Raw genomic sequence first — 12726 nt, forward strand, 5'->3', positions numbered from 1 at the left:
TATGCATTGATAAAAGGGCTATAAAAAGAAAAATATAAAAATATACGTTTTAGATTTGAAAAGCTTTAAAAAAAAGAAATGTGTAATTTGTTTTGAGAATTTGGCATTATAGAGGAAGTTTTGTGATTTTAAAAAAGCGATATTGGGTGTTTCAGAAAGGATTAAAAGTTTTTCTCTTGAGCATTTTGCTCTTGTTTCCCCTTGTTGTTTTTGCAAAAGCTGACTTTAGAGTTTGTAATACAACCCAACAGTCTGTAGGGGTTGCTCTTGGATATCGTACATTTTCAGGGTGGGTGAGCGAAGGCTGGTGGACGGTACCAGTGACGGAATGTAAAACTTTAATTGAGGGGCCCCTTGCTTCACGGTTTTATTATTTTTATGCGGAAGGGGCACAAAAAAAAGGGAACTGGGCAGGCTCTGTGACCATGTGTGTGCAAGATAGCCAATTTACTATTCAAGGGGTTCATGATTGTTTCCCTCGAGGATATCAAAAGGCTGAATTTAAAGAGATCGATACCGGAAATCAAACCAGTTGGATGGTACAGTTGACGGATGAGTCTTTGTTAAACAATTCAGTTATACCTTCTCTTTCAGGAAATTCTCCACCGTGAAACGTGCACGTAAAGTAAAAATTATTGCGACTCTTGGTCCTTCTTCTTTTTCTCGTTTGATGATTGAGAAGCTTTTTAGGGCAGGAGCAGACGTTTTTCGTCTTAATATGAGCCATACTGATCGTGATATGCTGGGTGATTTGGTCGAGTCTATACGAGAAGTTGAAAAAACAGTTCGACGCCCCATTGGTATTTTGGTGGATCTTCAGGGGCCAAAACTGCGTGTGGGGCGTTTTGCTAAGGGGCAAGAAGATTTGCGTGTTGGGCAAAGCTTTACATTAGATAATCGCGATGTTCTTGGCGATGCGCAGCGTGTTTTTTTCCCTCATGAGGATGTATTTGCGGCTGTTAAACCAGGGGACCGGTTGTTGATTGATGATGGAAGGGTGGAACTGCGCGCGCAAGTATGTGATGGTTATTCTGTCCAGTGCCGCGTGGTTGCTGGTACCCGTATTTCTGATCGAAAGGGTGTCAGTTTTCCCGATACAATTTTGCCTTTTGATTCGATGACGTCAAAAGATAAGGAGGATCTTCAGGCTCTTTTACAGCAGCCTGTTGATTGGGTTGCTCTTTCTTTTATTCAACGTCCAGAAGATATTATGGCGGTGCGTCAGTTGACGAAAAGTAAGGTGTCTTTGATGGCTAAAATCGAAAAGCCTCAAGCCTTGGAGCATATAGAGAAGATTATTGAAATTTCCGATGGTATTATGATTGCACGGGGTGATCTCGGTGTGGAAATGCCTCTGGAAAAGGTCCCTGCACTTCAGATGGAGTTGATAAAAGCTTGTCGTTTAGCTGGAAAACCGGTTGTGGTGGCAACACAAATGCTCGAATCAATGATCACATCTCCTGTTCCCACACGCGCAGAAGTCTCAGATGTTGCTACAGCAGTTTATGCAGGAACAGATGCGGTGATGTTGTCTGCTGAATCTGCTTCTGGTCGTTATCCTGAAGAAGCTGTGCTTATGATGGACCGAATCGCGCGACAAATCGAACAGGATCACACTTATGCCGCTCAGGTTGGAGCACAACATCCAGCACCAGAATCAACAGGAACGGATGCGATTTCTCTTGCTGCGCGTCAGATTGCTGAAACACTTGCTCTATCCGCTATCGTTGCCTATACGGCTTCAGGAACAACGGGGGTGCGCGCCTCTCGTGAACGCCCTAATAGACCGATTATTGCTTTATCGCCCATTGTGGAAACAGCAAGGCGTTTGGCTCTCGTTTGGGGGCTTCATTGTGTGGTCACGCAAGATGCTCGCAATTTAGAAGATATGGTTGATCGAGCAGCAGCCATTGCATTTCAGGAAGGCTTTTGCCAAGGAGGGGATCGTTTCCTTGTAACAGCCGGTGTTCCTCTTGGAACGCCCGGTGCGACAAATCTCTTGCGTATTGCTTCTGTCTCTCAAGATGGAACGAAAGGGATTTGAGCCGTTTACGCATGGTGTTTTTTCATGCGCCTTTGAACAGGCTTTAAAAACAACGGGTGTGCGCTTCTTGTGAATGCCTCCATAGACCCATTATTCTTTTATCTCCTATCGTAAGATAGCAAGGTGTTGCATTAGGTCGTCCAGTTTGGGGATGGAAGCAGATGCGGTGATGTTGTCTGTTGATTTTGTTTTAGTTTTGAGGAAGCTGCTTTTACGGTAGGGCATTTAATGGGAGCCCCCCTTTTATTTCATTAAGGCATATTGGGGATTGCTTTATTGATGTTTATACGAGCCAGATGTTCATTGATAATGAGAATTTATTCTTTTTCTTTTTGAATGAGAGCCTTGAAATTTTTCCCATTTTAAACTTTTGCAAACAGAATTGAATAAAATTAAAATTATGTGCCTAAAAAATCGTACTGGTATGTTATGAGAAAAAGTGATGGGTGAATGTGTTTTTAAAATATGCTTTGTCGAAGCATTTGCAACATATTGATTTATAATGATAATTTATCGTTATTAAACTTGAATTAGAACCCCGAATTCCGTAAAATTCTCTTCAATTTATTTATGTTTTGTTAATCATAACTCTTTGTTTGTACATCACAAGCCGGTGGGTTTTATGGGAAAAAGCTGTACAAGAAAGGCGTCCCTCTTATGAATCGTTTTACGAGCCAAGGGGGCTATCGCAATATTGAGGGCTGACTATAATGATGATGCCGACTTGCTCTTTCTTTTATTAAGCTTGGAGATTTTGAGGGGTGGGGAGAGAAATATGGATTATTTGTTATAAGGATAAAAATAGCGGTAGAGGATGTTTTCAAGAGCTATTATTGTTGTTTATGATGTTTGAGGTTGTATGAGATTAACATACTCTTCGGTTTTGACTTTTTTCTTGCTCTAAAGGATGAAAATACTTAATTCACGCTGGTTTATAAATGATACGGTTCTTTTCGGTGGGTTTCATCGGATGGACATCTCAGGTGCAAAGACTCCATGGTGCTTATAGTATCAAATAGCGGTGTTTTACGGTATAATAGATAAGGTTATTTTTTAATATATATTGAATCTGCTTGATATTATCTAAGGGGCAAGGATTTTTGGGCATGCATTCATAGGGAACATGAATATAGCTCTTTTTTTCGAAGGGTGCTTTATTTGTTTGTTGCTGTTGTCATTTATATGATTTTTTTACAATGATGTTGATTTTGTTATCTTATTGCGCGGTTAAAAGACATCTCATTTGAAATGTGGTGATATAAGGCAGTCTCCTTGATATAGGAAGCGTTTGTGCGGAGGTGAAATATTCAGGGTAGGGCTTTCTTGTTGAGGTTTAAGTTAATCCTATAAGTCGTGAGTAGCTGGAATCCTTCCTATAAGAAACCAGACTGTTTACAGACTGGCGTGGGTTTAAGAATTTTTATCCTGTGAGATGTGGCGGACAAGTCAAATCTCTGGTTTATTACGCGCTGATGTAATTTTTAGAAATCTTCCTGTTCTTGTTCTTGAAGGTTTGTGCAGTTTTGATCATCTTTGAGCAATTGGTTGGTGAGATTTTCAATGCGTTGTGTGGTGTCACGCATAATTTTCCCCATGGTGCGGTCTCTTTCGTTGTGGAGTCGTAAAAGAGTATTGTAGTCTTCTTGTAATTTTTTATTTTCTCGTTTTATTTCTTCCATTTCATCAATAATCATTATGCCAGCCATAACCGATAAACGATGGTCGCCAATTTCACCAAAATTGTTCTTTAAATGTGTGATATATTGATCCAATTGAGCAGCAAGCGCAATAAGACGACGTTCTTGTCCTTTGTCACAAGCCATGCGATAAACTTTACCATCAATGGTAACGGAAACAGTTTCCATACATTCAAACCTTTATCTATCAATGACAACACGAATTGTTTCCATTGCTTTAATAAGACGTTTGGAAACTTCTTTGTTTACGGACTCTAAGCGTTCAATTTGGGCTTCAGCTTTGTCAAGCGCTTGGGCAAGATGGCTGCGGTCAGCATTCATTCGTTGGATTTCTTCTTCCCATTCGTTATTTTTATCAATAACGGCATTGCGGTTTATTATGGTGATCTCTAAAGTTCTAAGTGCCTTTTCTAGGTGCTCTAAAGCATCTTGTAGAACTGTAGTCTCTTGGTTCATTGCTTTTATCCTTTGGGTAATTGTATCCTTTATCAATGTGTTATGCAAAAACGAATCACTTTCACTCTTGTGTTGTGTGCATTTTATTTTTAAGTATGTAGGATATTTTAGCAAGCAAAGCAGGGGATAGATATAAATTAAAAGCTGGATTTTTTGCGCGTATTGGCATAAATGACATGGATATACAGAACGCGTGAGGGGAATGTTATTAATATTATTGAAGTGGTGGCAAAAAGTCTCACGCTAATGGTTAGAAAATAGTATTTCTTGAGAATTTTAAGAGAATACGGAAAAAGCAACAGAATAACGTATTTAACGAAATGGTCGATTATTCATGACAAACACCCACCAACAGAATCAGATGGCCAATGCTATCCGTTTTCTTGCTATTGATGCGATTGAAAAAGCAAATTCTGGTCATCCGGGCTTGCCAATGGGAGCAGCCGATATTGCTACGGTTCTTTATACAAGATTCCTTGCTCATGACCCCAAAAAACCTCGCTGGCCTAACCGTGATCGTTTTGTGTTATCAGCAGGACATGGGTCTATGTTGCTTTATGCTCTCTTGTATCTTTCTGGTTATGAAGATATTGGCATTGAAGATCTCAAAAATTTTCGCCAATTAGGAGCAAAGCTTGCTGGGCATCCAGAATATGGGCATGTGGCAGGAATCGAAACAACGACTGGTCCTCTCGGACAAGGATTGGCGAATGCCGTGGGGATGGCGCTTGGGGAACGTTTGCAAAATGCCCGTTTTGGTGATCTTATCAACCATTACACTTATGCGTTGGTGGGCGATGGATGCCTTATGGAAGGGATATCTCAAGAAGCACTTTCCCTTGCCGGTCATTTGAAACTCAATAAGCTTATTGTGTTGTGGGACGATAATAATATTTCTATCGATGGAGAGATTTCCCTTGCTGACAGTACAGATCAGATTGCGCGTTTTAAGGCTTCTGGTTGGGAGACACATAAAGTCAATGGGCATGATCAAGCAGCAATTGCGCGGGCTATTGAGGCGGCACAAAATTCCGATAAACCAACTTTGATCGCTTGTAAAACAACAATTGGTTTTGGAGCACCAAATAAAGCGGGTACCAATAAAGTTCATGGAGCCCCTTTGGGCGCACGAGAAATCGCTGAAACCCGTATCGCTTTAGGGTGGGATGCTGAGCCTTTCGTTATTCCAGCCGATATTCTCGATAATTGGCGCTTGGCTAGTCTCAATGCTGCTAAAAAACGCCAAAAATGGGAAGAAAAATTTGCTGATCTTCCTGTCTCAGAGCGTGTGGAGTTTGAAAGATTGATGCGGGGCGATCTCGTGGGCGGATTTGATGGCGCTATTGATACTTATAAACAGAAATTGGTTGAAGAGCGCCCCGTTGTTGCTACGCGTAAAGCTTCGGAAATGGCTCTTGAAGTGATCAATGAGGTCGTTAGTGAGACTATTGGTGGTTCGGCTGATCTAACCGGATCTAATAATACAAAAAGTAGCCAGATGAAAAGTATCTCTGCTGAAGATTTTTCAGGGCGCTATCTGCATTATGGAATTCGCGAACATGCAATGGGAGCTGTGATGAATGGTCTTGCCCTTTATGGCGGCTTTATTCCTTATGGGGGAACCTTTTTATGCTTTTCTGACTATATGCGTCCTGCTATGCGTTTGTCTTCTCTCATGGGGTTGCGGGTGATTTATGTCATGACTCATGATTCTATTGGTCTTGGTGAGGATGGTCCGACCCATCAACCCGTAGAGCATTTGGCTTGCTTGCGTGCAATGCCTAATCATTTTGTGTTTCGTCCTGCCGATGCTATGGAGACAGTCGAGTGTTGGCAATTGGCTTTGAAAGCACGCGGGACGCCTTCTACCTTGGCTTTAAGTCGACAAAATCTACCGCTTTTGCGTCAAGAGTATGAAGAAGAAAATCTTTGTATGCTTGGTGCTTATGAATTCCTAACAGCTAGCGATGATGCACAAGTGACGCTGTTTGCTTCTGGTTCAGAATTGCAAATTGCAGTGGAGGCACATACGGTGTTAGAAGAAAAAGGCATCCCAACGCGTGTGGTTTCTGTGCCTTGTTTTGAACTTTTTTCTCAACAATCTCTCTCCTATCAGCGTGCTCTCATTGGAGATGCACCGATTAAAATTGCCATTGAAGCTGCTGTCGCCCAAGGATGGGACCGTTTTATTGGCTGTGATGGTGTGTTTGTTGGTATGGAGGGCTTTGGGGCAAGTGGAACAATTGATGCCCTTTATGCGCATTTTGGTATTACTTGGGAAAATGTTGTTGCCACCGTTGAAAAAGAGCTGGAAAAGATCAAAGAGGAAAAGACAAAGTGACAGCTTGTGTTGTCATGAATGGGGTGATTGTAGGGCATCATATTTTGTGCAGTATTGTGGATGATCTTGTGCATTATTGTGGATAAGTGAGTGAGTGATCAAGATATTGACATTGTGGGAATTAATGATTTTGGATTGGTGAAATACCCATTTATTGTGTTTTAAATGTTGTGCTTTTAAAAATTGATGAGGAAACATGTGAAATGACAGTTCGTGTTGCAATTAATGGGTTTGGTCGTATTGGTCGCAATATTTTACGTGCGCTTGTGGAAAGTGGACGACAAGATGTTGAAGTGGTTGCAATTAATGATTTGGGATCGGTGGAAACAAATGCCCATTTATTACGCTATGATTCAGTTCATGGGCGTTTCCCTGGGATCGTTAAGGTGGTAGGGGATGCTATTGATGTGGGAGGTGGTTTAATAAAGGTATGCGCAGAGCGTGATCCTGCTCAATTGCCTTGGAAAGATTTGGATATCGATATTGCTTTGGAATGTACGGGTATTTTTACGGCACGTGATAAAGCAAGTGCTCATTTAGATGCGGGGGCAAAGCGTGTTCTTATTTCTGCGCCTTCTGAAGGAGCAGATCTTACGGTTGTCTATGGGGTTAATCATCAATCTTTAAGCAGCGAGCATCGCGTTGTTTCAAATGCTTCTTGTACCACCAATTGTTTGGCGCCTGTTGCACAAGTTTTGCATAACACAGTGGGTATTGAAAAAGGCTTTATGACAACAATCCATTCTTATACGGGGGATCAACCTGTGTTGGATACAATGCATCAGGATCTTTATCGTGCACGTGCGGCAGCTCTTTCTATGATTCCTACCTCAACAGGAGCGGCAAAAGCTGTGGGATTGGTCTTACCAGAATTAAAGGGATTGCTTGATGGTGTATCGATTCGTGTTCCGACCCCTAATGTTTCTGTGGTTGATTTGACATTTATCGCTAAGCGTTCCACAACAATCGAAGAAATTAATACAGCTATTGCTACTGCTGCACAAGGGCATCTGAAGGGCGTTTTGGACACTACAGAAGAAAAGCTCGTGAGTTGTGATTTTAATCATAATCCTCATTCAGCTATTTTCCACAATGATCAAACCAAAGTGATTGATGGTAAGTTCTGTCGCGTTCTGGTTTGGTATGATAATGAGTGGGGCTTTTCTAATCGTATGAGTGATACTGCTGTAGCTTTTGCTCAGACAATATAAGAGGACCTCAGGGTCCTCTTTTTATAAGGAAAAGTCTCATTTTTGTGCAATTTTGAGAAAAACAGTTAGAGGCTGTTGTTCTCATGCGCTAGAGAGAAGAGGCTATTGAAACATTGATGATGTGTTTTGTTTTAATACTGTGTCAATACGTGCTTTTAAAAGATGAATGAAAGAGTAAACTTTTAAAAAGTAAGATCTGAACGAGATACCTTTTGAGAAAACGTTAGAAAACAGGAGATGTAAACTCTTTTTCCTAGAAGTAAAAGGAAGCTTTAATAGAGATCAAGTTGAGCTAATGCATTTGTTTGCCACAATGGAATATGAAGATTAAGAGCAATGGTGGGCTTTTGTACATTTGACGATAAAAGCTTTGGCTTTTCAAACAGAGGGTGAGAGATGGGCTGTCGTGGATCTCTTGTAAAAGCAAAGAGGGGGGGATAAGTGGAAAGAAAAGTGGGCAGGGTTGTTGGATGCGTTTTTATTTGAAACAATGGAAAGTGAAGAGGAAGCAGTGATGGGGTTTCGTACACTTGATGATGTTGATGTTTTGGGTAAACGTGTTCTGGTGCGCGTAGATTTTAATGTTCCTATGGCGCAAGGTAAGGTATGCGATGAGACGCGTCTTGTACGACATAAAGAGACACTCGTTGAGCTACAAAAGCGTGGTGCTAAACTTATTCTGCTTTCTCATTGTGGTCGCCCCAAAGGAAAGGTAGAGCAAGAGTTTTCACTCCGTCCTGTTGTGCAAGTGCTGGAAAAGATCATTAATCAGCCGGTTGCTTTTGCTCCTGACTGTATCGGTTCGGCGGTGCAGGTTGCAGTTGAGTCATTACAAAATGGTGGTGTTTTACTGCTTGAAAATGTTCGTTTTTATGCTGGTGAAGAAAAGAATGATTGTTCTTTTGCAGAAGCTTTGGCTCATAATGGAGATCTCTATGTCAATGATGCTTTTTCAGTTTCTCATCGTGCCCATGCTTCGGTGGAGGGAATAACGCATTTGTTGCCTTCTTATGCAGGACGCTCTTTGCAAGGTGAATTGCAGGCATTAGAAAAAGGACTTGGCAATCCAGCATGTCCTGTGGTTGCTCTTGTGGGAGGAGCAAAGGTTTCTAGTAAGCTTTTTGTGCTCAATCATTTGGTGGAAAAAGTTGACTCCTTAATTATTGGTGGGGGGATGGCTAACAGTTTTTTAGCTGCGCAAGGTATCCATGTAGGAAAGTCTCTGTGTGAACATGCATTGATGGAAACGATAAAAAAAATTATTAAAAAAGCGCGAGAGTGTCACTGTACGCTTCTGCTCCCTCAGGATGCTGTTGTGGGATTTCGTTTTGAAAAAGATGCACCGCATCGTCTTTATGACATTGAAGATATTCCACAAGATGGCATGATATTGGATATTGGGACGCGCTCTATTGCGCATATCAATGCTGCGATAGATGAAGCTGCTACTCTTGTGTGGAATGGACCCCTTGGTGTTTTTGAGATGCCTCCCTTTGATAAGGGAACCATTGCCGTTGCACGCCATGCAGCAGAACGTAGTTTGACGGGAAAGTTGGTTTCAATTGCGGGAGGGGGCGATACGGTTTTTGCCCTTAATCATGCCGGTGTTGCCAATGATTTTACTTATCTTTCGACTGCTGGAGGAGCTTTTTTGGAATGGATGGAAGGTAAGGTTCTTCCTGGTATTCTTGCCCTCATGCAGGCTTAAAGGGCTTCTTTGGAGGGGAAGGTTAAAGAAAAATTATACAGTCGTGTAGAGTGTTTTTGATAGTGTTGCGCATTTTTAGAAATTAAGACAAAATAAAGAGGAATTTTTTTATGAATGAACGGCTTGAAGATATTGCACTTGCTTTGGTGCATGCGGGTAAAGGTATTTTGGCGGCAGATGAAAGTACGGCGACCATTGGAAAGCGTTTTGAAAGCATTGGTGTTGAATCCAATGAAGATAAGCGCCGTGCTTATCGTGAAATGCTTTTTAGTACAAAAGAAGCGATGGAAAACGCCATCTCTGGGGTTATTTTATTTGATGAAACCATTCGGCAAAAAGCATCAACTGGGAAAATGTTGACGGATCTTATTCGGGATTCAGGCGCTTTGCCAGGCATTAAAGTTGATACCGGTGCAAAACCCTTGGCGGCTTTTCCCCAAGAGACAATTACCGAAGGGTTGGATGGTCTTCGTGAGCGGCTAAAAGATTATTATGCTTTGGGAGCACGTTTTGCTAAATGGCGTGCGGTAATTGCTATTGATGAACACACTTTGCCAACAAGAGGCGCCATAAGACAAAATGCACAAGCTCTTGCACGCTATGCTGCCTTATGTCAGGAGTTCAATATTGTGCCTATTGTTGAGCCGGAAGTGTTGATGGATGGATCATCGTGTGGGCATTCAATCACACGCTGCTTTGAGGTGACACGCACTGTTTTGCAAGCTGTCTTTAAAGAATTGTTTGAAGCTCGTGTTCTTTTGGAGGGGATGATTTTAAAGCCCAATATGGTGATTGATGGAAAGGATGCACGCAAGGCTTCTGTTGAAGAAGTTGCTGAAAAGACCGTCCAAGTGCTTAAACAAACTGTTCCTGCTGCTGTTCCAGGAATTGCTTTTCTTTCTGGAGGGCAGTCTGATCAGGAAGCAACGGCGCATTTATCTGCTATGAATTCTTTGGGCGTATTGCCTTGGAAATTGACCTTTTCCTATGGACGCGCATTGCAAGCAGCTGCCTTAAAAGCATGGGCAGGAAAAGATGAGAATATTGCTGTTGCACAGAAGGCATTTCGTCATCGGGCTCGGATGAATCATCTTGCGGCTTTGGGACAATGGACAAAAGAACAAGAAAAAGCGTGCGCTTGAAGCACAAGCTCTGTTTTTAAATGCGGAGAGATTTTTCATATTTCTGCGTGATTTTTTGTGCCCTCATCATGATAAGAATGGCGGGGGCATTTTAGGCTTAAAAGCTTTCTCAGAGAGTTTTTTCCTTGGACCTTTTAAAAGTCTTTAATGGGTGCTATCGAGAGATAAGATTGCGGGAGAGGTGCAATTTCGAGAAGGGGAGACAATGCTAGGAAATTTGTGAATGCACAGCACTTTAGTATGGTGTCGTTCATGAGGTGGTACTTACTTTTTGCGTGAAAATCATAAAGCTCATACTGTATTGAAGAGTTTGATATTGTGATATTTTTTCTTTTTCATGTTATCATTACTTGTCATCGGCAGAATTCATTTGATTGCAGTTTCAAAGGTGGATTAAGCGGGTAGATTAGAAAGTTGCGATTTCTGAGCGGATTGGAATACAGCTTATGAAGCTTTTCTACGTCAGGATAGCTTCCTCTTCAATGGGGGTAGTTTTTCTATTAACGAGCGAATTGAATAACTCTTGCGAAAGAAAATAGATTTGCACCTCAATAAAACACCTATTTTTTCATTAAAATGGATAAATTTTTCTTGTATTTTTTGATGATATAATTACAAATGTCTAACTTCATAGCATCTTGGCTTAAAACGGGGGGAGTTGTGGACGGTATATCTTCTAAAAATAACAGTATATCTTCTAAGAATACAAGCATCAAAAGAAAAAATCGATACGCAGAACAGAGCTTTTCTGCAATTATGATGCGAAAATTGTGCAATATGGTGCGTGGGGTATTCGAAGGGATCTTTACAGTATTTACTTTCACAATTTTTCTTATCCTGTTCAACATACGTGGACCGGTTCATGCCATACTAAGCTTCTTTTCGGGTGCGAGTGGATTAGCGTGCTTTTTCTTTTTTGTCGGATACTACTTACAACGCCGCGAAGCAACAGCAGATGAAGCCGGTATATCGCTCACATTAATCTTAGCAATTGGTGAAGGCGTTTTTTCTATTTGCTGCATGTATGCTATGTGGGGTTACGACGCTCTCTTGTTCCGTTTAGCACCTCCTGGGTATGTTCTTATTCTCCCTGAATAAATAGAGTGCAATTCGTTTGCATACAAATCAAAATGAGAGGCTGTCTGCCTCTCAAATTCTTCATAATCGCTCTCCAAAATAATGACATCAGACCCGCGTTTTTAATGAAGGGACTAAAAAGCCTTGGGTCCTTAAGCCTCAAGGCAACCCTTTACAAGGGCGGTGCGCGCCTAACGGCATCCTTGATTAAGACACCCAAACGGCTTATGAACAAACTCTCTTATTAAGCCACATCATCTTTTATTCTTCTCATGCGGTTCTGAAATCATGATATAAAGGGCAAGCTTCTCATCGTGCCTAAATGGTAACTTATCGTGTGTTAAATGGAAAAATGAGAAAAAGCATCTTTATGCAATATAATCCAATTATGATTTATTGATTTAAACATAAAGGGTTTAAAGTTCTACAAGACTGATACGATAAAGGGGGGAAGTTGCCTATCTTAGAAACTAAGGCGTATTTTAGGTGCTCTTGATATAGCTATCTCACCAAATGGTTTTGAAGACTTATCCTTTTAGCTCTATTCACTAAAAGGTCATTTTGAGGGGGCTTGGCTAATGAATGTAAAGGAAAATTAGCATGTAATATTTCGCTTTTCTGGTATAGATGCTGAATGAGTTAATTATCTAGAGGATCACTGAAGAGGGAGCGCTAAAAAATGATGGAAAAACCGCTGCATTTTGGTGAATTCGTGGTTGAAGATATAATCGTAAAACTTGGCTTATCTGTTCCTGAAACAGTTGAATGGTTTGAAATGGTTAGGGTGTCAGTTCTGCATACGCTTAGCTCGCTATACAAAAAAATTATGATTTAGTGCAAGCTTTTAAACATAAATACCCTAAAGATATATCTTCTTTGTATATGTTCTTATCATCGTTAATGTGCCTTCTTAAAGCATGATAGGGGGTGCTATAAAGTTGAGGGCTGTAAAATATATGGGGCTTGGAGGGGGTGAGAAGACGGTGTTCAATCGAAGTACTCTATCCTTATTTTTATGGGCTATGCCTGAAAGAGAGGGCTGGAGAGACA

General features: G+C 41.2%; 10 protein-coding genes. 8 read left to right on the forward strand and 2 right to left on the reverse strand.

Annotation, left to right across the window (positions count from 1 at the left end; genetic code table 11):
• Window positions 1-122 precede the first annotated feature (122 nt).
• Window positions 123-611, forward strand: a complete 489-nt coding sequence (locus ACFINY_RS04670; protein WP_273790491.1) for a DUF1036 domain-containing protein — start codon at window positions 123-125, stop codon at window positions 609-611.
• Entirely contained in the window at window positions 608-2044 is a 1437-nt protein-coding gene (pyk, locus tag ACFINY_RS04675; RefSeq protein WP_375668280.1) for a pyruvate kinase, read from the forward strand. Before ACFINY_RS04670 ends, pyk begins: the two co-directional genes overlap by 4 nt.
• A gap of 1481 nt (window positions 2045-3525) precedes the next feature.
• On the opposite strand, the gene ACFINY_RS04680 is transcribed toward pyk, so the two are convergent.
• Both ACFINY_RS04680 and ACFINY_RS04685 read right to left on the reverse strand, forming a co-directional pair.
• Window positions 3526-3909, reverse strand: a complete 384-nt coding sequence (locus tag ACFINY_RS04680; RefSeq protein ID WP_375611737.1) for a cell division protein ZapA — start codon at window positions 3907-3909, stop codon at window positions 3526-3528.
• A gap of 12 nt (window positions 3910-3921) precedes the next feature.
• The gene (locus ACFINY_RS04685) at window positions 3922-4197 is read right to left on the reverse strand and encodes a DUF4164 domain-containing protein (RefSeq protein WP_005774573.1); all 276 of its coding nucleotides are present in this window, start codon (window positions 4195-4197) and stop codon (window positions 3922-3924) included.
• Between the two features lie 334 nt (window positions 4198-4531).
• On the opposite strand from ACFINY_RS04685, the gene tkt reads away from it, so the two are divergent.
• The 6 genes from tkt (at window position 4532) to ACFINY_RS04715 (ending at window position 12511) form a co-directional block, all read left to right on the forward strand.
• A complete protein-coding gene (gene tkt, locus ACFINY_RS04690; RefSeq protein ID WP_375700888.1) occupies window positions 4532-6538 on the forward strand; it encodes a transketolase in 2007 nt (668 codons plus the stop codon).
• A 203-nt stretch (window positions 6539-6741) separates the two neighbouring features.
• Window positions 6742-7749, forward strand: coding sequence for a type I glyceraldehyde-3-phosphate dehydrogenase (gene gap, locus ACFINY_RS04695; RefSeq protein ID WP_375700889.1), 1008 nt, complete (start codon window positions 6742-6744; stop codon window positions 7747-7749).
• Window positions 7750-8263: 514 nt separating this feature from the next.
• Window positions 8264-9457, forward strand: a complete 1194-nt coding sequence (locus ACFINY_RS04700) for a phosphoglycerate kinase (RefSeq protein WP_375700901.1) — start codon at window positions 8264-8266, stop codon at window positions 9455-9457.
• 110 nt (window positions 9458-9567) lie between these two features.
• Window positions 9568-10599, forward strand: coding sequence for a class I fructose-bisphosphate aldolase (locus ACFINY_RS04705; RefSeq protein WP_375700890.1), 1032 nt, complete (start codon window positions 9568-9570; stop codon window positions 10597-10599).
• Window positions 10600-11259: 660 nt separating this feature from the next.
• Complete coding sequence (locus tag ACFINY_RS04710; RefSeq protein ID WP_375613192.1) at window positions 11260-11697, forward strand: hypothetical protein; 438 nt, start codon at window positions 11260-11262, stop codon at window positions 11695-11697.
• Window positions 11698-12355: 658 nt separating this feature from the next.
• Complete coding sequence (locus ACFINY_RS04715) at window positions 12356-12511, forward strand: hypothetical protein (RefSeq protein WP_375700891.1); 156 nt, start codon at window positions 12356-12358, stop codon at window positions 12509-12511.
• Window positions 12512-12726 lie beyond the last annotated feature (215 nt).

It is taken from the genome of Bartonella sp. AA23NXGY (assembly GCF_042197165.1).
Lineage (GTDB): Bacteria > Pseudomonadota > Alphaproteobacteria > Rhizobiales > Rhizobiaceae > Bartonella.